Source organism: Borborobacter xinjiangensis, assembly GCF_047739745.1.
Lineage (GTDB): Bacteria > Pseudomonadota > Alphaproteobacteria > Rhizobiales > Rhizobiaceae > Pseudaminobacter.
The window spans coordinates 1-20,089 of record NZ_JBLLVA010000009.1 but is presented as its reverse complement, the minus strand read 5'-3'; the positions used below and the strand labels follow the sequence as shown (position 1 = coordinate 20,089).

Below are 20,089 nucleotides of genomic sequence, written 5' to 3'. Positions count from 1 at the left end.
CAAGGTGGCCGACTGCAACCCACCCTGTATGCATTGTGGCTTTTCTCAGGACAAAACTATCTTGACCCTGTAGGCGCTACCAGCGGTATCCTCGGCGCTAGAGACTTTCGATCCGTAGGCTACCGGATGTGACCCTAGCGTCGACATCAACCATGGCTCGAGTTGGAAAGCGCTTCTGGCTGATTTACCTGTTGTTATCGGCGGTCTTCCATTTGTCTTGGGAGATCGCCCATTCGCCGCTTTACGCACTCTGGCGCTCAGGATCACCTCTGGAGATTGTTTCGGACATCGCTCAATGCACATTGGGTGATATCGCGATTGCCGCAGCGGCCATAGTGGCAGGATCGTGGTTCACGCGAAAACCCTTCTGGCCTCTTACCGCCCACTCCGCCTTGGCCGTTGTGACGGTTCTGACCGGATTTCTTCTGACTGTGGCAATCGAATGGGTTTCCGTCCATCTGCTGGGGCGTTGGAGCTACGATGCAAAAATGCTGCTGCTGCCATATGTTAATGTCGGGATTTCGCCGCTGCTCCAGTGGCTGATTGTACCGGCTGCGGTTCTGTGGCTGACGCTTCGCTTGGAAGGGACGGGCAGCAGGACGACGAAACGAACGGATGCTTGACGGTGTGATCCACGACGTCTCCCTCCCGATGCGTGGCATGACGACCTGGGGCATTCTCGTGAGAATGAGCACTTCGCCGACGCATAAAGCTGTAAATGGCAAACCCGGCAACAATCGCCGCACCCAAGGCGTATACCGGGTCAAGGCCTCCGAGCCATCCTATCGCGCCACCCAGTGCCGCGCCGAACAAGGCTGGGCCAAGACAGCACAGCGCCACGAGGGGTACGATGAGTATGGCGGTCGTGATGGTTGCAGTCGTTCTATCCTTCATTGCGACCTCCTAAGGTGTGTTTCGCAGCAATGATGCGGCCTGTAGTGGCTACAGGGTCAAGAGGGATTCTGAGCCGTAGGGTTCCCATTCGGCCAATTTCGCCTGCATCGCAGGCTAACAATCGCAAGTTGGCAGGCGCACTAATTCATCTATTCTACTCTACCTGACGACCGTCGAAGGTTTGAAGCTTGCGGCGCAGACCTTCGATAAGGACGTGAAAAACTCTCCTGCTACGCAGGGTAGAGACTAGGCGCCAAACGGGTGCGTGCGTGGACAGAAAAGCGCGCGGAGATTCATCGTTCCGTGGTTGAGAACGGCGTGGCCAGTATGCGGCCAGTCGATGGACTTGCGCTAGAGCCTGACGCGACCGTCGACTTCGAATCCGAAAAGCTCCACATCATGTTCATCGGTCCGAAGCAGTGGTTGCAGGACGGCGACACGTTCCCGGCGACGCTTGTTTTTGAGAAAGCCGGCGCGGTCGACGTCGAATTCGTCGTTCAACGCAAGGCAAGCGAACCGGCGGCCGAGGACCATTCAGGGCATGGGAGCTCGAATTGAGCGGCGTGAAAACATTTCGGATCGCGGTCTGGGCGGCGATCGCCATGCTTGGCGGCATACTTATTGGCTTCGGCGGCTATCTCCCCGGCACCGGTTCCAAAGAGTCCATAGAGACAGGAACGGCACGCGTCGGAGGTTGAAATCATCCCGGTTGATTTCATACCGCTGGTAAGGGTTTCGACGCCCTTGAGGCAGTGCGTCGCTGCCTCGGCCGCATCCATTCCGAAACTCAACGGCTTTGTCGCGGCCGGCGTGAAGCAAATGTGCAGAAGGCGGGCCACCGTAGCGAGAATGGATCAATTCTCAGTCGATCGGCGACAGCTGGGCCGGTTCGTCGCGTTCATTACTTGCGAGATTCGAGATCGTGTCGCCGGGCAGGCGGACGCCTTTTCCGACCGGGAAGTCCTGATCGAGAAGCGTTCCGGCAATCTGCTCGAAGTCCTGGCGGTGAATAATCGAATGCGTAGTTCGGTTTAGCGTGTTCTGCTGCGGTTAGGGGCGCTGCGTGAAGTTGCTGGCGGCGCAATGGCGCAGTGGACGGTGCGGCCGCGGCGATTTTCGTGGTATCGATTGCCGCGCGCCTCTGGGCAAGGTGCTGTGGTGCATCACCGACCCGACATGTTCTCAGAGACGAGACTTCCATTTTGGTCTGATTCGAGGCTGCCCGCACGCTCGGCGCGCGCGCTGGCATGCCGGAGACCAAGGCGCAGGCGGTAGTGCCGGGCCTGGTGCTGCGCGATGCTGATCCCGTCAGCGACGCGGAAGCCTTTGAGCGGCGGTGCTCTGGGCACTCCGGCGCTACGCTCCGATCGTGACGGCCGATCCGTCCGATGGGCGCGGCGACGAATTTTGTCATGGCGGGCAGGCATTCGACCGCCGTGGTCGAGCATTGCCCAAGACGCATGAAGGCGATCCCGATCTTGACCAGATCAGGGCCGAGGACGAGAGACCTCAGATAGGTTGGGCATCTGTTTGGGAGTAGGCGGAGAGCGTGATTCGGGCGTCTTCCTGCGGAAATGGGCTGTCGAAGAAGCTGAAGCCCCTATGGGGTCTGCACCCTGCGGACGTCCATCCCTGACGCAGGAGAGAGTCGCGTAATCTGCGATCCTTACTTAAACTTCAGCCCAAGCTTCTTTCGTTTGACTGGTAGTGCTGCTTCGGCGACGGCGGCTTTGCGACCAAGGCCAGAGCTTTTGGCCAATGTGGAGCGCGACGCCGAATAGTTCGGGGCCACCATCGGATAGTCGGCAGGCAGATTCCATTTCTGCCGGTACTGATCCGGCGTTAAATAGAAGTGCGTCGCAAGATGCCGCTTCAGCGATTTGAACTTCTTGCCGTCCTCCAGGCAGGTCAGGAAATCCGGTGTCACGGATTTGCGAATCGAAACGGCTGGGACGGGCTTTCCTTCTTTCTGGTCGGGTGCGTTGGGAGTAACGAGGCCGGCGATGGCGGTATGTGTGTCGGTAATGAGCCGCAGGAGCTCGGTCTTGGGTACAGAATTATTGCTGACATAAGCCGAAACGATCTTTGTGGTCAGGCCAATCAAATCGGCGGCCGGCTTGGGATTGTCTTCATTCATGGTGTTGCTCGGATAGAAATTTCGTAACGACGCCACGATGGTGGCGACATCGTCGGTACAGAAAGAACGCGTCGGCGCAAAGACCTTGATGTTACGGGCTTGCGTCAAGCGCAACGAGGCGCAGGCTTGAATCTGCGAGGCGTTGTGCTGGGGATGCGGCTCCGGCGCAAAGACCACTTTCCGCTCCTATCGGCTTAATTCCCTTGTTCCAGCCCAGACCTTGTCGATCAACCCGCAAGGGGTCGGACTACGAAAGCGTGCCGCCGCTTATGACTTCGCCAACGCGGTGATCGCGGTCCAGGCCGGACCCGACGGGCGCCTGTCGAGCGGGGAATGGTCCCCGCGACCACGGGAGCCACACCATGTCGCAAGAACTCAGCCTCGCTCAGAACCACGCCTGGAACCTCGCCCGCACGCTGATGACGCCGGTCATCCTCTTCAAGGTCGATGAAGACGAATACGGCGTCCTACCTGCCAATGACCTCGATGACGACGAGGTCAACGCCCTCTATCTCTACGACCCATACACGGGTGGTCAGCCGGTTCATTGAACCGGTTTTCCCGTCCGGCGTGCCGCTTACGAGCGGCAGGCCGCAAGGGAAGCTGCGCCGCGGCAGATGCCGCGCCCTTGCCCCCTTTGCTCGCCGCGCCCGTCGCTAAGGTGTTCCACGAAGTGTGCGGAAGAGATAAACTTGGAGAAAGGCCGGCCGAAAGGCGGCCGGGAGAAAAGAATGGAAAAAGCGGATATAGAAGAGCTGCGCGGCCGGGTGGGATGTGCGGCTGTGCTGGAGACGGGCGGTTTCGCAATCGATTTGAAGGAAAGCACGCGCAAGGCGGTGAAATACCGCCGCGGCGACGACATCATCATCGTCATCCACGACGGCAAAGGCTGGTTTGACCCACTTTCCGATGCCAAGGGCGACGTCTATTCGCTGGTTCAGCATCTGGACGGCTGCGATTTTCTGGAAGCCTTCGTGCAGGTTGCTTCCCTCGTCGGTTTCCAGCCACGCGAACCGGAATGGCAACGGCAATCGCGCGAGACGGAACCTGACCAATCGATACCGGATCGTTGGGCGGCGCGGCGCGAGCCATGGCGCGGATCGGCGACCTGGCGCTATCTGCGCGACGAACGGCGCATTCCCGAACAGGTTATCCGGGCAGCCATTGCCCAGAACCTTCTACGGGAAGGGCCGCGCGGCAGCATGTGGGCCGCTCATCAGGGCGCAGACGGCGCGGTCACCGGTTGGGAGGAACGTGGTCCTGAATGGCGCGGCTTTGCCTCCGGCGGTAGCAAGGTGTTGTTCCGGTTCGGCTTCAAGGGTGCGGCTCGTATCTGCGTGACGGAGGCGGCCATTGATGCCATGAGCCTTGGCGCAATCGAGAAGCTCCGACGCGACACGCTTTATGTCAGCACTGGTGGCGGCTGGTCGCCGGCCACCGATGGCACCATTCGCCTGTTGGGGGAACGACCTGACGCGCGCCTGGTCGCGGCAACTGACGCCAACGCGCAGGGCGAAGAATTTGTATCACGGCTCCGTGAGCTTGCCGGTGAACTCTCCTGTGACTTCGAACGTCTGAAACCGCTTGCCGAGGACTGGAATGCTGTGCTGAAGGACGCGGCAACCGCCTGACAGGGCAGGTCGCGCACGACCGCGCTCATGGCGCGCGATTGAGGATCGCGAGCCTGACCTTTGCCGAAGTCTTCTCGATCCGCAATGGTACACCAAGACGGGATTCGGCCTCGCGCCTCCGAACCTCCACATCAGTTCATCGGCTTCCGGCGCGTAGATCTCCAGCACGATCTCGCCCGTGCGTTCGTCCGCATAGGTGGCCCTGCAAGCCAGGGAACTTACCGCGAAACCACTCCAGATTGTTGCTGTGGAGTTTCTGGAGTTCTTCCCTCGTATGTATCTGGCTAGAGCATGATCCCGAAAAGTTGCAGACTTTTCGGACCAGATCATGCTTCAAAAACAAACATTTGGAGCGAGACAGAGATTCCAGAGGAGATCATCTCGCTCTAGAGACGAACTCGACGGTCAGCGGCTCCCCGCACACCGTCATTCTCTCGTTCTCGACAGGCTCGTCGCCTGTCAGGCGCAGGACCAGCCTGCTTTCCTCTCCTTCCGTCTGTTTCCAGAATAATCCCTCCAGCCGAGGGGCATAGGTCTCTCGCAACTGGCGGACGATCGCGTCGGCGCCGTACTGCACCCGCAACAGTTTTGCTTTCTCCGGCGTGTCGGCATCGAGAACTGGCGTTGAGCAATCCAGGACTGAATCCACCCGGCCCGGCGGTTCCGCTTCCGCGGCCATGGCTGCGCCGGTAGCGACAAGGACGCTGTTCATCGGCGGATATCAGCCCGGCCACGCGGCCGAATTGGGGAGAAAGAAGAGGGAAAGAAAATGAATGAAACCCGGCTGCCGCATGCCCGCCAGCCGCGTCAAGTGTGAAGCTTCGCCCGGCTTCGCCGGCACTTGACCCGCCCGGACGGAGAGGCGGCCGCTGGGGAGGGGTCAGGAAGGGCTGAAGATGATGGTGATCCCCGAGGATGCACCGCGCTCCAGTCCGACGAGGCTGAAGGAGCCCGCCAATGAACCCCTCTTCTCCGATCCGTAAAGTCTACCAGGGTATTGCCGACCGCCGGCAGATGTTTCGCATGTTCGATCGCCACGCACAGCGCCCCAATCGTTTCGAGGATGCCGACGGCAGGCTCTATAGCGGCGAGTGGTTCGAGCTTGCCGAGACCAAGCATGACTACATGTTCAACATCCTGCCACCGCTCTTCATCAACGGCGAGATGTTCGCCATGCGCGAATTCCTCACTGGCAGCATCACCAGCGTCTTCTTCACGCTGAAGATCGATGACCGGATGCGGTTCTTCCACGGCTATTGCGACCTTGCCGACAAGGGCTCGCCGGCGCACATGCGCGCCGCGATCGTCGAGCGGGAAAGCCGGCCTGTCCGTGCAATGACCCGCGAAGAGCGGATCGAGCATATCTGGAGTTCAAGCCACGATGAATATCGCGGTTACGCTGACTGGCGTTTTCCGCACGCGCAGCGCGGCCGGCGGACGGTCCTGTTCTTCGGTCCCGACCGAAGCCGTGACGTCAAGCTGCTCGACCAGCTCACGGACGCGGAGATCGCGGCCAAGCTGCCGGTCCACCTCCGCCATCTTCCTCTGGCCGTAGCAGCGTGAGGGGGCGGCGATGTTCACGTTTCCCATTGTTGCCGTTCGCAAGGTCATCGAACGCGGAAAGGCAGATGCCGCCATCAACGGCGGATTCCGCAATCCCTACTACGGCATGAAGCCGGGCGAGGGCGAGATTCCCGGGCTCTGGCTCGTCGGAGACCAGGGCGTCTACATCATGTCGAACGGAAAGCTCCCCGACGGCGAGCGGCCGCTCGTCGTCTACTCCGAGGAGTGCCATCCGGTCGGCAATCCAGACTGGTTTCACTACAAGCATCGCCATTTCGGGGGCGATGACGGCATCGAATTCATCGATGCTGAGCAGCTGATCCCGATGTTCGATCGAAACCTGCGCTGCACGCATCTCAATGTGCAGTTCACCGAGCGCCAAGTCTCGCTCTCCCTGATCGTCCGCTAACCCCTTCAAAACCGCGAACCTTTTCACGTGGCCGACGCCGTCGCCCGCGTGATTGCGCTCGCCCGAAATCCAAGGAGCTTTATCATGTCGCACGACGACCCCTTCACCATCGATCTTTTTGGCAACACAGCCCTTTCATCCGGTCCCGGCCTCGGCGTGACGGCCTTTGCCGGAAACTTCGAACCCGACGACGATCCCGATCCATCGTCGCCGGCGCCGGCGATGCCGATCGCTGCCATCGCCCGGGCACCTTCCAAGCCCTGCCGCGAGCGTGGTTCGAACTTCTTTCTCGCAGACGACCGTGGTCTCGCACGGGGCTGGAAGGAACGCGCCCGCGACAACATCGCTGCGATCCGGCTCGCGGCCGAAATCGAGGCGGACGAGCGTCCGGCCACCGCTGAAGAACAGGAGCAACTGATCCGCTTCACCGGCTTCGGTGCGTCCGACCTTGCCAATGGCGTCTTTCGCCGGCCCGGTGAGATCGATTTCCGCAAGGGCTGGGACGAAATAGGCACCGATCTGGAGGATGCCGTCGGCGAGAGCGACTATGCTTCGCTCGCCCGTTGCACCCAGTACGCCCATTTCACGCCGGAGTTCATCGTCCGCGCGATCTGGGCGGGCCTCGAGCGCATGGGATGGCGCGGCGGGCGTGTGCTGGAGCCAGGAATTGGCACGGGGCTGTTTCCAGCGCTCATGCCGGAAGGCCTGCGCGATGTCTCCCATGTCACCGGGATCGAGCTCGATCCGGTGACTGCGCGCATCGCCCGGCTGCTGCAGCCACAGGCGCGGATTGTCACCGGTGATTTCGCCCGCGCTGACCTTCCGGCGAGTTTCGACCTTGCCATCGGCAACCCGCCGTTCTCAGATCGTACCGTCCGCTCCGATCGGGCCTATCGTTCGCTGTCCTTGCGCCTGCATGACTACTTCATCGCGCGGTCGATCGACCTGTTGAAGCCTGGCGCCTTCGCGACCTTTGTCACCAGTTCAGGCACGATGGATAAGGCAGATGTCTCCGCCCGTGAGCATATAGCGAAGTCGGCGGACCTGATCGCTGCGATCCGGCTGCCAGAAGGCAGCTTCCGCGCGGACGCCGGAACAGACGTCGTTGTCGACATCCTCTTTTTCCGGAAGAGGAAGGCGGGGGAGCCGGACGGCGACGTGTCCTGGCTCGATACCGAGGAAGTCCGGCCCGCGACCGACGATGAGGGCGCCATCCGCGTCAATCGCTGGTTCGCCCGGCATCCGGACTTCGTGCTCGGCACGCATGCGCTCACCTCCGGACCTTTCGGCGAAACCTACACATGCCTGCCCCGCGACGGCGAGGACCTCGACGCTGCGTTGTCCGCAGCGGTCATTCTTCTTCCGGAAGACCGCTATGATGGCGAACCCTCGGAGATCGATTTCGACCTGGATGCGGCAGACGATCAGACCGTCGTCGGTCTGCCCGCTGGCCGGCATGTGCGCGAAGGCAGCTTCTTCTTCGACAATGCCCGCGGCCTATTGCAGATAATCGACGGCGAGCCGGCCGCGGTAAAGATACGCAAGGGCCGTGGCGCCGACGGCATCCCCGAAAAGCACGTCCGCATCATCCGCAAGCTGATCCCGGTTCGCGACGCGGTGCGCGAGGTGCTGAAAGCCCAGGAACTGGACCAGCCGTGGAAAGATCTTCAGGTAAGGCTGCGCATTGCATGGTCGAGCTTCGTTCGCGACTTCGGCCCGATCAACCACACTACGGTCTCGATCAGCGAGGACGCGGAGACCGGCGAGACGCGCGAAAGCCATCGGCGTCCCAACCTTCAGCCCTTCCTCGACGATCCCGACTGCTGGCTGGTCGCCTCGATCGAGGACTACGATCTCGAAAACGACACAGCCAGGCCAGGGCCGATCTTCTCGGAGCGCGTTATCTCTCCGCCGGCGCCGCCGATGATTTCCAGCGCGGCCGACGCGCTCGCCGTGGTTCTCAATGAACGCGGCCGTGTCGATCTCGATCATATCGCCGAGCTGCTGCACCGCGATCCGCAGGACGTTGTCGCTGAGCTTGGCGGCGCGATCTTCCAGGATCCGGCCGACGGCTCATGGCAGATGGCTGACGCTTATCTGTCAGGCTATGTCCGCGACAAGCTGAAGGTCGCGGAAGCCGCTACCGTTCTCGATCCCGTCTATGAGCGTAACGTCGCGGCCTTGCAGGGCGTGCAGCCGGTCGATCTTCGCCCCTCCGACATCACCGCACGTCTCGGCGCGCCGTGGATTCCCGCCCTCGATGTCGTCGCCTTCGTCAAGGAGACGATGGGAACCGACATCAAGATCCATCACATGCCGGAACTGGCTTCGTGGACTGTCGATGCGCGCCAGCTTGGCTATCTCGCCGTCGGCACATCGGAGTGTGGGACCGGGCGCCGGCATGCCGGTGAGCTGCTGGCGGATGCGCTCAACAGCCGTGTCCCGCAGATCTTCGATACGATCAAGGACGGCGACAGCGAACGGCGCGTGCTTAATGTCGTCGATACCGAAGCCGCCAAGGAGAAGCTTCACAAGATCAAGGAGGCCTTCCAGTGCTGGATCTGGTCCGATCCGAACCGCACGGACCGGCTGGCCCGCGTCTATAATGACCGCTTCAATAACATCGCTCCTCGGGCCTTCGACGGTTCCCATCTGAAGCTTCCAGGCGCCTCGGGCGCCTTTGTTCTTTATGGGCATCAGATGCGTGGAATCTGGCGCATCATTTCGGCCGGTTCGACCTACCTCGCCCACGCCGTCGGCGCCGGTAAAACGATGACGATGGCGGCCGCCATCATGGAGCAGCGGCGTCTCGGCCTGATCGCCAAAACTATGCTCACCGTTCCCGGCCATTGCCTCGCGCAGGTGGCGCGCGAGTTCCTGGCGCTCTATCCGACCGCACGGATCCTCGTCGCCGACGAAACAAATTTCACCAAGGACAAGCGTGCGCGCTTCCTGTCGCGGGCGGCAACCGCGACCTGGGACGCAATCATCATCACGCATTCAGCGTTCAAGTTCATCGGTGTTCCCTCTGCCTTCGAGCAGCAGATGATCCATGATGAGCTCGAGCTATACGAAAGCCTGCTCCTGAAGGTCGAAAGCGATGACCGCGTCTCGCGCAAACGCCTCGAGCGGCTGAAAGAGGGCCTGCAGGAGCGACTGGAAGCGCTCTCCACCCGCAAGGACGATCTTCTCACCATCGCCGAGATTGGGGTCGACCAGATCATCGTCGACGAGGCGCAGGAGTTCCGCAAGCTGAGCTTTGCTACGAATATGTCGACGCTCAAGGGCGTTGACCCGAACGGTTCGCAGCGCGCATGGGACCTCTATGTGAAGTCCCGTTTCATCGAGACCAGGAACCCCGGCCGGGCGCTCGTCCTCGCCTCCGGAACCCCGATCACGAATACATTGGGTGAGATGTTCACTGTCCAGCGGCTCATGGACCACGCTGCGCTGATGGAACGCGGACTGCACGAGTTCGATGCCTGGGCGTCGACCTTTGGCGACACGACGACCGAGCTCGAGCTTCAACCTTCCGGCAAATACAAGCCGGTGTCGCGGTTCGCGTCCTTCGTGAACGTTCCTGAGTTGATCGCGATGTTCCGCTCCTTCGCCGACGTCGTGATGCCGGAGGACCTGCGCCAATTCGTGAAGGTGCCAGCGATCTCCACCGGCAAGCGCCAGATAATAACGTCGAAGCCGACGCAGGCCTTCAAACATTACCAGATGGTCCTGGCTGCGCGCATCGCGGAGATCGAGAAACGCGACAGGCCGCCCGAGCCGGGGGACGACATCCTGCTCTCCGTCATCACCGATGGCCGCCACGCTGCGATCGACCTGCGCCTTATCGATGCCGATAATGACAATGAGGCGGACAACAAGCTCAACAACCTCATCTCGAACGCCTTCAATATCTGGAAGGCGACCTCGAACAACGACTATATCCGCCATGACGGCAAGCCGTTCGAACTCCAGGGCACCGCGCAGATGATCTTTAGCGATCTCGGCACGATCAGCGTCGAGAAGAGCAGGGGCTTTTCCGCCTATCGCTGGATCCGGGACGAGCTCATTCGCATGGGAGTGCCAGCCAGCGAGGTTGCTTTCATGCAAGACTATAAGAAGTCGGAGGCCAAGCAACGGCTGTTCGGCGACGTTCGCGCGGGCAAGGTCCGCTTCCTGATTGGAAGTTCCGAGACGATGGGCACCGGCGTCAATGCGCAACTCCGGCTGAAGGCGCTTCACCATCTCGATGTACCCTGGCTGCCGTCGCAGATCGAGCAGCGCGAGGGTCGCATCGTGCGTCAGGGTAACCAGCATGACGAGATCGATATTTTCGCCTACGCCACTGAGGGCTCACTCGACGCGACCATGTGGCAGAATAACGAGCGCAAGGCCCGGTTCATCGCCGCCGCGCTCTCGGGCGACACCTCTGTCCGTCGCCTCGAAGATCTCGGCGAAGGGCAGGCAAACCAGTTCGCTATGGCCAAGGCCATCGCGTCCGGTGATCAGCGCTTGATGCAGAAGGCGGGGCTTGAAGCCGACATTGCCCGTCTGGAACGCCTGCGCGCCGCCCATATCGACGATCAGCACGCCGTTCGCCGGCAGCTTCGCGACGCCGAGCGCGATATCGAGCTTTGCACACGCCGGATTGCCGAGATCGGCCGGGATATCGAGCTTCTCGTTCCGACCGCCGGCGAGGCCTTCGTCATGACCGTGGCCGGCAAGATCTACGCTGAGCGCAAGGAGGCGGGGCGGGCGCTCATGAAGGAGATCCTGACCCTGGTGCAGCTTCAGAGGCAAGGCGAGAGCATCATCGGCTCAGTCGGCGGATTCGACCTCGAATATGACGGCCAGCGCTTCGGCAAGGAGGGTTACCGCTACACCACGATGTTAGTGCGCACCGGCGCAGACTCCGAAATCGAACTCTCGATGACGGTCACGCCACTCGGAGCGATTTCGCGCCTTGAGCACGCGCTGGACGATTTCGAGGGCGAACGCGAGCGCTATCGCCAGCGCCTCGCCGATTCACGCCGCAGGCTCGCATCATACCAATCCCGGGACAATGGTGCCGAGTTCGCGTTCGGCGGCGAACTGGCTGACAAGCGACGGCAGCTTGGTGAAGTGGAGGCGGCGCTATCGGCTGATGTGGAAACACTCGCCGGCCCGTTGCGGGATGCCGCGTAACCTTTCCGTCGTGGTTGGCAGGCCGATTGCCCACTCCAGGGTGCGGCCGATCTTGAAGGGGAACCGAGAAGGGAAAAGGAGGAAAGAGGAAATCCGGTTCGCCGATCGGCCGAACCGGTGACACTTACGCTCAACCGCGCCGCTCGCAATCCCGGCCGCGGCGTCCTTCGCAGGGCTGTTAGCCCCGCTTGTCCTGCCGGGCAGGGATGCTCGGCCGCAGTTGCACCGGTCCGTCCGCTCCGCGGGCCGGGGGGTGTCTTCGAGAAGAAGACGAGAAAGGACGCAGCGACTGGCTGTGTCCGGCAACCCCGTAAGGAGCACTTCCATGGAACTGAAGTTTGTCGATCCGCGCGCGCTGAAGGGAAACCCCGACAAGGCGCGACGCTCCAAGTCCTGCCCGCAGGCTGACGCATTGCTGCTAGCGACCATTCGCGCCGTCGGCATCGTGCAGCCGCCTGTCGTTGCACCGGAATCCGATGGCGGCAACGGCTTCGTCATCGATGCCGGCCACCGCCGCGTCAAGCAGGCCATCGCGGCAGGGCTTGAAGAAATCGCCGTGCTGGTGATCGAGCGCGCCGAAGATGGCGGCGCGATGCGTTCGCTCGCAGAAACGCTGGCGCATGAACAGCTCAATCCCGTCGACCAGTGGCGGGCGATCGAGCGCCTGGTCGCGCTCGGCTGGACCGAGGAAGCAATCGCTGTCGCTCTGGCTCTGCCGGTTCGCCAGATCCGGAAACTGCGTCTGCTCGCCAATGTCCTGCCGGCGATGCTCGACCAGATGGCAAAGGGCGACATGCCTAACGAGGGCCAGCTGCGCACCATCGCAGCAGCGTCGCTCGACGAACAGAAGGAGGTCTGGAAGAAGCACAAGCCCTCGAAGGCCGACCCGCAGGTATCCTGGTGGAGCGTAGCGCAGGGCCTGCAGAAGACCCGCATGTACGCCCACGATGCAAGCTTTGGTGACGAACTCGCGCAGGCCTACGGCATTGCCTGGGTCGAGGATCTATTCGCACCGGCCGACCAGGACAGCCGCTACACGACCGACGTCGAGGCGTTCCTGGGCGCGCAGCAGGAGTGGATGACGCAGAACCTTCCCAAGAAGGGGGTCATCACCGAGGCCAACAATTGGGGACAGCCGGAACTGCCGAAGAAGGCGGAACGCGTCTATGGCAAGCCGGGCAAGTCCGACCACACGGCCATGTACCTCGATCGCGAGGGGAAGGTGCAGGCGGTGCACTTCCGCATGCCGGAGGCAAAGAAGCCCAAGAAGGGCGAGCAACCGCTCAGTGAGGGTGACGATGCTGCCATCGTCGTGAAGACCCGCCCCGATGTCACCCGAAAGGGCTTCGAGATGATCGGTGATCTTCGTACCGATGCTCTACATGAAGCGCTGTCGCGGGCACCGATCGAGGACGACACGCTGATGGCGCTGTTGGTTCTGGCGTTCGCAGGGCAGAACGTAACGGTGGCGTCCGGCACACGCGACATCTCCTATTATGGGGCGGCCGGCCTTGGCGAACATGCCGTGCGCCTGTTCGACCAGGAGGGCAAGCTCGACTTCGACATGGACACGCTTCGCGTCGCAGTGCGCTCGCTCCTGATCGACGTGCTGTCGTGCAGGGAAAACCGTTCGGACAGCGGCGTAGTCTCCCGTGTGGCCGGCGATGTGATCGGTGCGGACAGCTTCCTGCCCAACATGGGCACGGAAGACTTCCTCTCGTGCCTGTCGCGACCGGCGCTGGAGGCGTCATGCGCGGATACGTCGGTTCTTCCCCGGCAGAAGGTGAAGGACACCCGCGCCGCCCTGGTCGAGCACTTCAAGGAAGGTCGCTTCGTCCATCCGTCAGCGCTGTTCGGTCCCGACCAGACAAAGCTGGCTGCGTGGTTGAAGAAGAACGAGCGCGTCGAACAGCCTGGAGACGACGGTACGTCGGAAGACCAGGACGAGCTCGACAGCGATGCGGTCGTCGACCCCGCGCATGACTATGTCGATGAAGGTCCGGCTCCGCAGGACCATGATCTCACCGACGAGCAGCGCGAGGCCTACAAGGTCGCCGCCGAGTAGGCGCCACATCTTTCCTTCCGAACGATCATCCCGCCGCCGGTGCATCACCGGCGGCGGTTCTGTTTTCCACTCAACACCATGGAGAAAACCATGACCGCTCAACTGATCTACGACCTCGTGCCACTGGGCTCGACCCTGACATATTCTGACGGCTCCCCGCGCCCTCCGGAGCGGTTCGCCAAGAAGCTCGCCGCCTGGGAAAAACGTAACTCAGGCGGCCGGCTGATCCGCAAACAGGCCGAAGCCCGTGTCGGCAACACGACGATTCCCGCCTCCATCACCCTCCACGAGGGTGACTACGGCAGTCAGGGCACGATCGTGCTGCGTGTCCATCGGACGTTTTCGGTGAACAGCGAACTCAAGTTCGCGGTAAAGGAACGGCCCGCTGTCGGCTCGGTCCTCGTCCTCGATCGGGGTGGCGAGGACGCCGAGCTTGTTCATCTTGCCGCCAATCGCGCGGCCGCCGAGGAATGGGTGACCCGCCACGGTTATCCGAATGCCGTCCTGCAGGAAATCACGGCCGACGCCGTAGCGGCCGATATTGTCGAGGGGAGGGCGGCGGCATGAGCGCGCCTGCTCTCGAAACCAGCGTCATAGAAGCCCCCGGATTTCCGGGGGTTTCTTTTGGGCGAAGCGCTGATGGCCTGCTCGTTGCACTCGTCGGCGAGCACGCCTTTGCGATGGCTCCCGCCCGAGACGGGCGCCATTACCTTGTCACCGGCTGGCGTATCCGGCGGCCCATGGCCGAATGGACGCGGGGTGACTTCTACGGTCATAACGGCGACCTCGCTAATGAGAACGCATTCCGGGCAAAAGTTCTGGAAAACGCCGAACACCAGCGCCAAAAGATCGCGCTCGTCCGACGCGAAGTGCGATCCACGGCCAGTACACCATGGGGGCCATCGCAGGGGGCAACCATCTATGCTGACGGGGTTGTCTTCCACTCAACGGCCGGCCATGGCGGCTTCCTCCTTTCGCCTGACCGGAACCGCAAGGTTCATCAGTTGATCCGCGTCACCGGCGGGACCTATGAGGAGGATGAGGCCTGGGCGATCGTCGCATTCAGCTTTCCTCACCTGTTTACTGCCTTCGAGCGCCGGGCAGCTGAAAAGACGATGAAGGACAGCTTCCCCGATGCCTGGGAGGCGATCACCGGCGATGTGCTTGGTCCCGGTGAATCCTGGATGAAGGATGAACGTGCATTCTTCGCCAAGCACCGCGATGACTGGATCGTGGTGTCGGCGATCGTCTCCGATCACCAACCCGGCTTCACCGAAGTCATCGCCACCCCCGGCGGCAAACGCGGGCTGGGCAGCGAGGAACGTCGCTTCCTCGTTCCTTCGGGCGAATACCGTGTCGGCCGCTTCGGCTTCGTCATCCATCCGGAGCGACACGCGGTCTATGGAGGGCCGTCGAGCTTTGTCAGCTGGCAGGGGAGATCAGCGTGATGGCCGAGCCAGCTCGTCGGGCGCGGCTCTTCCGTATGGAGGAAGCTCGCCGGCAAATCCAGCGTCACCTGGACATGATCGACCGGCAGATCACGCGGCGCATGACAGCGCTGATACCGCAGCTACATCCGCGCCAGACCACGTATCGGCGCGGGAAGTCGCCCGATCCCGGTGCATTCCTTGAACGGTATCGTGCCAATCTGGCCGCCATTACCGCTGAGCGTCAGCCGGAGATCGACGCCTTGACGCGCAAACTGGCACGCCAGGAAAGCGCCATAGCGGCGTTGCGGGCGCAGCTCCAACCTGATGAGCTCTGTGCGTGACGCCGGATGTCGTTCTCGCCGCAGGCTGGCATTCATCCGTGGCGACGATGCTGGTCGCAACCACGGTGACGAGACGACCCAGGTCAAATCGTGGATGCCTTTGAAGCGCGGCAGGCCATGGAACACCGTGGCGGTGCGGGTCGACCAGGCGCTTGCCGGTCAGCATGCCGGTGTCGTAGACCATCCCTTGCCGGTCTTTCCGGCGGGTTTGCTGCGGTCTGAACCAGCGGCTGGCCACTTCAAGGCCGCTGTCGCGCCGCGGAGCGGCCGGAACCCCGCCGATCTTGACAAGGCCGGCCCGCGTCCCGCGCAGGGACCAGTGAAGAACTGGCCCCCGCTTGTCCGCAAGCCAACCTCGCTCGCCTGGCAGGGCCCGGACCCTGAAGCGTCCAGCTTCCGCCGGTTCCTTTTGACCGCACCCGCAGGAAAGAACGGCCGAGGGCCGATCACCTGAAGGGCATCGCTAGAAAGGTAAGCTCAATGTCCAGTTCAACCCGCTCCCCCAAGTCCAAGGCCCGCGTCGTCCCGCTCCGCAAGGGCACGACCCTCGAAATGGTCCGGCTCTGCTGCCCGGATGGCAACCAGGCCTCCTTGATCTCCGAAAGCTTCGGCCTCTCTGTCCTCGACAGCGACGGCATCCGCGACTTCCACCAACGCAGCCTGATCGAAGGCGCCGACAGCCTCTCCGAGGGGCTTTCCGACAAGGCGATGCAGATCCACCTGCAACGGATCGTCGGCTCCTATGTCGGCTCCGCCTACGGTGCAGGCCAGTTCTACTCCAAGGCCGTTACCGAGGCGAAAGACGCCACGGCCAAGCTCGCCAACGACGTCCGCGACGAGGATCTCGACGGCCCGGTCGGTTTCGACAGCAACGCCCAGCGCAAGCGCGAATTCGCCGCCGACATGGGCCTTCAGTCACACGCTCTGCGCATGGCTGCCGAGGGCGCCGTTGCTGCCTACGAGCACATCGTCGGCGAGACCTGGAAGCCCTATGAGCGTCAGGTCGAGAATCCCGGCCAGACCGTCAGCCGCCAGGCGGCCGATCTCCAGATGGCGGCACTCGGCTGATCGCCCACGGGCGGAGCTTCGGCTCCGCCCCCATCTTTCCACATCGAGGCTGGTGTCCTTGAGGACGCCGGCCTCTTCGCGTGTGCGCCGCCACGCAATCGGACAAATGAAGATGATCGCGGAGACCGCGCCAGTCGCGGCCGTCACGAATGTCGGTCCTGCTCCGGTCCTCGCCCCGCGAAACGGCTGCGCCGTCCTTCACTGACGTTGCGGCCCGCAACTGACATCTCTCCTCTTTCCGATTGCGCTCGAGCGGGTTCGCGGACCTGCGGTCCTGCGCTTGCGGACCTCGTGACGGCTGCGACTGGCGCGGCCTCGAATGGAGGTTCTGAAAAATGAGCAGGAAAGATTGCAAACCCCGCGTCGATATCTACGCGAAGATCACCGACCGCATCGTCTCCGATCTGGAGAAAGGTGTGCGCCCATGGGTGAAGCCCTGGAGCGCCGGGAATACGACGGGTCGCATCACCCGGCCGCTGCGCCACAACGGGCTGCCATATCAGGGCATCAATACGCTGCTTCTCTGGTCGGAGGCGGTGGCGAGGGGGTTTATCTCGCCCACCTGGATGACGTTCAAGCAGAGCGTCGAACTGGGCGGCCATGTCCGCAAGGGCGAGACCGGCTCGATGGTCGTCTATGCCAGCCGGATCACCCGCACCGAAACCGATGCGAAAGGCGAGGAAGTCGAACGCGGCATTCCCATCCTCAAGGCCTACACCGTGTTCTGCGCCGATCAGATCGAGGACCTTCCGGCGCAGTATTACGGCAATCCCGCGCCGGTGGCCGATCCGGTCGAGCGGATCGAGCACGCGGATGCCTTCTTCACCAACACCGGGGCGGTCATCCGGCACGGCGGCGACAAGGCATTCTTCAATCCGAGCCTCGATATCGTGCAAATGCCGCCGTTCGAGAGTTTTCGCGACGCCCCGAGTTATTATGCAACTTTAGGGCACGAACTGACCCATTGGGTTGGCTCGGAAAAGCGGCTTGATCGCAATCTCTCCCGCTATCACAAGGATCGCTCCTTCAGGGCGCATGAAGAGTTGGTCGCGGATTTGGGGGGCTGCTTTTTAGCGGCCGATCTCGGCATCGTCCCTGAACTGGAGCCGAGGCCGGATCACGCGAGCTATCTGGCGAGCTGGCTTGAAATCCTCAGGAACGAGAAGCGCTTCATCTTTGCCGCAGCTGCCCACGCCCAGCGCGCCGTCAACTATCTGCACGACCTCCAGCCTGGTGCGGCACAAGTCGCGGAGGCGGCGTGATGCTGCATGCTCCGAACATCATGGGGGAAGGCGCTGAGCCTTCCCCGCTCCGCTTGCGCGCGCTTTCGCTGGGCGCCGGCGTGCAATCCACCACACTCGCGCTGATGGCCGCTCATGGCGAGATCGGCCCCATGCCCGATTGCGCCATTTTCGCCGACACTGGCTGGGAGCCACGGGCCGTCTACGATCATCTCGCATGGCTGATGTCGCCCAACGTCTTGCCGTTCCCAGTCCATATTGTCTCGGGCGGCAATATTCGCGAGCAGCTGATCGCGGCCGGGCAGGGCAACCGCTGGGCCTCGATCCCCGCCTTCGCCAAGACCGTCACGCCCGCAGGTGCCATGGTTCCGGTCTTCGACGAGGACGGCGACGGTGAACTGATCGAGGTCGCCACGCGCCAGACGACGACGGAAACCGTCTCGATCGGCATGATCCGCCGACAATGCACCACCGACTATAAGATTGTTCCAATCCGTCGGAAGATACGTGAACTCGCGGGGCTGACGCGCAAACGCTCCCCTTCCTTTCGGGTCGTTGAATGCTGGATCGGCATCTCGACGGACGAGATCGTACGCGCAAAACCGAGCTTCGAGGCTTGGCAAGTCAAGCGTTTCCCGCTGATCGAAAAGCGCATGAGCCGGCGGGATTGTCTCGCCTGGCTGCGCCGGCACGACTATCCCGATCCCCCGAAAAGCGCGTGTATCGGTTGCCCCTTTCACAGCAACGCCATGTGGCGGTCGATGCGTGAACACGACGCGGCAGCATGGGAGGATGCCGTCGAAGTCGATCGGGTATTGCGGACCGGACTGCGCAGCATTCGCGGCGAGGTGTATCTGCATCGATCTTGCGTACCGCTCGATGACGTTGATCTATCCACCGCCGCCGACCGGGGCCAGCTCGATCTCTGGCCGAATGAGTGCGAGGGCATGTGCGGTGTGTGAGGGCGTTCTTGGTCTCGCGCGCCCCGATAAGTTTGCCGGCGCGGTTTCCGAAGTGGAGCCGATCGTCGCCGAATTCCTCGACGAGCGCGGGATCGAGGTTCGGGATCCGCCGCCCGCACCCGAGACCACCAGGCTGGCCCTGTCCGCGGCACACCGGTATCGCTCCGGCCGCCATGGCCTCAATCTCGGCGATTGCCTGTATTACGCATGCGCGAAATACTTTGCGGTGCCTATCCTGGCGACGGTCGACGAGTTCCGGCAAACCGATCTCACCACGGTTCCGTGACGAGCGACCCGCCGTCCCCGGCCCCGGACCCGGACGAGAGGCCTTCCCACACTGTAGATTTGCTCGACGGAACCCCGCCTGTACGGTTGCCTCTATCGGTTGCCGATCCGGTTTGAACGGGAGCCGGATGTGCAATTGCTGGCTGTCTTCCCCCAATCGCGCACCATGGACGCAGCGTGGTTGCAAAGCCGTGGGTTAGCCTGGCGCGTAGCGTCGGGCGGTTCTCTCGCCGATCTTCCCCGTACGTCTCCGTGTCGAAGCCGGTGCGGGGCAATGGGGGCGCGGTCCGCGCCGTTGGGATCCGAGGCGGTGCGTGGGCTAACTGCAGAGGGACTCTCGAACGGACAGTCGCTGTCTCGTGTGTATGACGCCGACGATGGAAACGCCGGTCTTCATTCCGGTTTCCACAAAAGCCACGTCCACCTGCGTCCTCGATGTGACTGGCCTGACCGAAGACCGATCCCGCTATGGCGGGCTCTCGATCTTGTCCCGGCAACGGCCTTCGCGACTTTCTTCCCCTGACGGCTGCGCCGCCATTCCGCGCGGATCAAGAAAGTCTCTCCCGGCCGCCTTCCACTTCGTTCCAGCCCTGCGGGTGCCCGTCGATCGCCTCCGGTCCATCGACCGTCAATCGAGGTCGCGATGGGCGCGGCCCGAGCAACAAAGGAATGAGACACATGGCTACCATCGGCACCTTCGCTTCCACGGGCAACGGCTTCAACGGTTCGATCAAGACCCTCAACCTTAACGTCAAGGCCAAGCTGGTCCGCATCGAAAACCCCTCCGACAAGGGACCGCATTTCCGCATCTTCTCCGGCAATGTCGATTATGCATAGCGTGTCGTTATGCGGAGTGGGTGGTCTGGAGTGCCCGGTTTCCGG

The 20,089-nt window shown here is 62.3% G+C and carries 19 protein-coding genes and 1 pseudogene; 18 read left to right on the top strand and 2 right to left on the bottom strand.

The window, feature by feature from the left end; translation table 11 throughout:
* Positions 1 to 128 precede the first annotated feature (128 nt).
* The 3 genes from ACLKMW_RS11775 to ACLKMW_RS11765 all read left to right on the top strand — a co-directional run bounded on the left by ACLKMW_RS11775 (position 129) and on the right by ACLKMW_RS11765 (position 1,592).
* Positions 129 to 623, top strand: a complete 495-nt coding sequence (locus tag ACLKMW_RS11775) for a hypothetical protein (protein ID WP_415724660.1) — start codon at positions 129 to 131, stop codon at positions 621 to 623.
* Between the two features lie 532 nt (positions 624 to 1,155).
* Positions 1,156 to 1,452, top strand: coding sequence for a copper chaperone PCu(A)C (locus ACLKMW_RS11770; RefSeq protein WP_415724659.1), 297 nt, complete (start codon positions 1,156 to 1,158; stop codon positions 1,450 to 1,452).
* Complete coding sequence (locus tag ACLKMW_RS11765; RefSeq protein ID WP_415724658.1) at positions 1,449 to 1,592, top strand: hypothetical protein; 144 nt, start codon at positions 1,449 to 1,451, stop codon at positions 1,590 to 1,592. Before ACLKMW_RS11770 ends, ACLKMW_RS11765 begins: the two co-directional genes overlap by 4 nt.
* Before the next feature lie 968 nt (positions 1,593 to 2,560).
* On the opposite strand, the gene ACLKMW_RS11760 is transcribed toward ACLKMW_RS11765, so the two are convergent.
* Complete coding sequence (locus ACLKMW_RS11760) at positions 2,561 to 3,031, bottom strand: Ros/MucR family transcriptional regulator (protein ID WP_415724773.1); 471 nt, start codon at positions 3,029 to 3,031, stop codon at positions 2,561 to 2,563.
* A 362-nt stretch (positions 3,032 to 3,393) separates the two neighbouring features.
* On the opposite strand from ACLKMW_RS11760, the gene ACLKMW_RS11755 reads away from it, so the two are divergent.
* Positions 3,394 to 3,582 (top strand): hypothetical protein, encoded by a 189-nt coding sequence (locus tag ACLKMW_RS11755; protein ID WP_415724657.1) that lies wholly within the window; start codon positions 3,394 to 3,396, stop codon positions 3,580 to 3,582.
* A gap of 180 nt (positions 3,583 to 3,762) precedes the next feature.
* Positions 3,763 to 4,662 (top strand): DUF3991 and toprim domain-containing protein, encoded by a 900-nt coding sequence (locus ACLKMW_RS11750; protein WP_415724656.1) that lies wholly within the window; start codon positions 3,763 to 3,765, stop codon positions 4,660 to 4,662.
* A gap of 376 nt (positions 4,663 to 5,038) precedes the next feature.
* Here ACLKMW_RS11750 and ACLKMW_RS11745 read toward each other — a convergent pair whose 3' ends face one another.
* Entirely contained in the window at positions 5,039 to 5,374 is a 336-nt protein-coding gene (locus tag ACLKMW_RS11745; RefSeq protein ID WP_415724655.1) for a hypothetical protein, read from the bottom strand.
* Positions 5,375 to 5,619: 245 nt separating this feature from the next.
* On the opposite strand from ACLKMW_RS11745, the gene ACLKMW_RS11740 reads away from it, so the two are divergent.
* From ACLKMW_RS11740 to ACLKMW_RS11680, 13 genes and pseudogenes are all read left to right on the top strand, one after another.
* On the top strand, positions 5,620 to 6,225 hold the full coding sequence (locus tag ACLKMW_RS11740) for a DUF1419 domain-containing protein (protein WP_415724654.1): 606 nt from the start codon (positions 5,620 to 5,622) through the stop codon (positions 6,223 to 6,225).
* A gap of 10 nt (positions 6,226 to 6,235) precedes the next feature.
* Entirely contained in the window at positions 6,236 to 6,634 is a 399-nt protein-coding gene (locus ACLKMW_RS11735; protein ID WP_415724653.1) for a DUF3085 domain-containing protein, read from the top strand.
* A gap of 84 nt (positions 6,635 to 6,718) precedes the next feature.
* Positions 6,719 to 11,815 carry a lactate dehydrogenase gene (locus ACLKMW_RS11730; RefSeq protein ID WP_415724652.1) on the top strand — a complete coding sequence of 1,699 codons (5,097 nt, stop codon included), beginning with the start codon at positions 6,719 to 6,721 and terminating at the stop codon, positions 11,813 to 11,815.
* Positions 11,816 to 12,140: 325 nt separating this feature from the next.
* Positions 12,141 to 13,880 carry a ParB N-terminal domain-containing protein gene (locus tag ACLKMW_RS11725; RefSeq protein ID WP_415724651.1) on the top strand — a complete coding sequence of 580 codons (1,740 nt, stop codon included), beginning with the start codon at positions 12,141 to 12,143 and terminating at the stop codon, positions 13,878 to 13,880.
* 90 nt (positions 13,881 to 13,970) lie between these two features.
* Positions 13,971 to 14,447, top strand: a complete 477-nt coding sequence (locus ACLKMW_RS11720; protein ID WP_415724650.1) for a hypothetical protein — start codon at positions 13,971 to 13,973, stop codon at positions 14,445 to 14,447.
* Positions 14,444 to 15,328 (top strand): DUF7007 domain-containing protein, encoded by an 885-nt coding sequence (locus tag ACLKMW_RS11715; protein ID WP_415724649.1) that lies wholly within the window; start codon positions 14,444 to 14,446, stop codon positions 15,326 to 15,328. Before ACLKMW_RS11720 ends, ACLKMW_RS11715 begins: the two co-directional genes overlap by 4 nt.
* Positions 15,328 to 15,651, top strand: coding sequence for a hypothetical protein (locus ACLKMW_RS11710; protein ID WP_415724648.1), 324 nt, complete (start codon positions 15,328 to 15,330; stop codon positions 15,649 to 15,651). The genes ACLKMW_RS11715 and ACLKMW_RS11710 overlap by 1 nt, the downstream gene beginning before the upstream one ends.
* On the top strand, positions 15,635 to 16,105 hold the full coding sequence (locus ACLKMW_RS11705) for a hypothetical protein (protein ID WP_415724647.1): 471 nt from the start codon (positions 15,635 to 15,637) through the stop codon (positions 16,103 to 16,105). Before ACLKMW_RS11710 ends, ACLKMW_RS11705 begins: the two co-directional genes overlap by 17 nt.
* A gap of 26 nt (positions 16,106 to 16,131) precedes the next feature.
* Entirely contained in the window at positions 16,132 to 16,719 is a 588-nt protein-coding gene (locus tag ACLKMW_RS11700; RefSeq protein WP_415724646.1) for a hypothetical protein, read from the top strand.
* Positions 16,720 to 17,054: 335 nt separating this feature from the next.
* Positions 17,055 to 17,981 (top strand): ArdC family protein, encoded by a 927-nt coding sequence (locus ACLKMW_RS11695; RefSeq protein WP_415724645.1) that lies wholly within the window; start codon positions 17,055 to 17,057, stop codon positions 17,979 to 17,981.
* Complete coding sequence (locus ACLKMW_RS11690) at positions 17,981 to 18,922, top strand: hypothetical protein (protein ID WP_415724644.1); 942 nt, start codon at positions 17,981 to 17,983, stop codon at positions 18,920 to 18,922. Before ACLKMW_RS11695 ends, ACLKMW_RS11690 begins: the two co-directional genes overlap by 1 nt.
* Positions 18,915 to 19,208: a type II toxin-antitoxin system VapC family toxin gene (locus ACLKMW_RS11685; RefSeq protein WP_415724643.1), complete on the top strand. Its 294-nt coding sequence runs from the start codon at positions 18,915 to 18,917 to the stop codon at positions 19,206 to 19,208. The genes ACLKMW_RS11690 and ACLKMW_RS11685 overlap by 8 nt, the downstream gene beginning before the upstream one ends.
* A 677-nt stretch (positions 19,209 to 19,885) precedes the next feature.
* Positions 19,886 to 20,035 (top strand): annotated as a pseudogene (locus tag ACLKMW_RS11680) (DUF736 family protein); the annotation flags it as partial.
* Positions 20,036 to 20,089 lie beyond the last annotated feature (54 nt).

Coding starts and splice junctions, on each gene's coding strand:
- ACLKMW_RS11760 (WP_415724773.1), bottom strand. CDS start 3,031: ATGAATGAAGACAATCCCAAGCCGGCCGCCGATTTGATTGGCCTGACC.
- ACLKMW_RS11755 (WP_415724657.1), top strand. CDS start 3,394: ATGTCGCAAGAACTCAGCCTCGCTCAGAACCACGCCTGGAACCTCGCC.
- ACLKMW_RS11750 (WP_415724656.1), top strand. CDS start 3,763: ATGGAAAAAGCGGATATAGAAGAGCTGCGCGGCCGGGTGGGATGTGCG.
- ACLKMW_RS11745 (WP_415724655.1), bottom strand. CDS start 5,374: ATGAACAGCGTCCTTGTCGCTACCGGCGCAGCCATGGCCGCGGAAGCG.
- ACLKMW_RS11740 (WP_415724654.1), top strand. CDS start 5,620: ATGAACCCCTCTTCTCCGATCCGTAAAGTCTACCAGGGTATTGCCGAC.
- ACLKMW_RS11735 (WP_415724653.1), top strand. CDS start 6,236: ATGTTCACGTTTCCCATTGTTGCCGTTCGCAAGGTCATCGAACGCGGA.
- ACLKMW_RS11730 (WP_415724652.1), top strand. CDS start 6,719: ATGTCGCACGACGACCCCTTCACCATCGATCTTTTTGGCAACACAGCC.
- ACLKMW_RS11725 (WP_415724651.1), top strand. CDS start 12,141: ATGGAACTGAAGTTTGTCGATCCGCGCGCGCTGAAGGGAAACCCCGAC.
- ACLKMW_RS11720 (WP_415724650.1), top strand. CDS start 13,971: ATGACCGCTCAACTGATCTACGACCTCGTGCCACTGGGCTCGACCCTG.
- ACLKMW_RS11715 (WP_415724649.1), top strand. CDS start 14,444: ATGAGCGCGCCTGCTCTCGAAACCAGCGTCATAGAAGCCCCCGGATTT.
- ACLKMW_RS11710 (WP_415724648.1), top strand. CDS start 15,328: ATGGCCGAGCCAGCTCGTCGGGCGCGGCTCTTCCGTATGGAGGAAGCT.
- ACLKMW_RS11705 (WP_415724647.1), top strand. CDS start 15,635: ATGAGCTCTGTGCGTGACGCCGGATGTCGTTCTCGCCGCAGGCTGGCA.
- ACLKMW_RS11700 (WP_415724646.1), top strand. CDS start 16,132: ATGTCCAGTTCAACCCGCTCCCCCAAGTCCAAGGCCCGCGTCGTCCCG.
- ACLKMW_RS11695 (WP_415724645.1), top strand. CDS start 17,055: ATGAGCAGGAAAGATTGCAAACCCCGCGTCGATATCTACGCGAAGATC.
- ACLKMW_RS11690 (WP_415724644.1), top strand. CDS start 17,981: ATGCTGCATGCTCCGAACATCATGGGGGAAGGCGCTGAGCCTTCCCCG.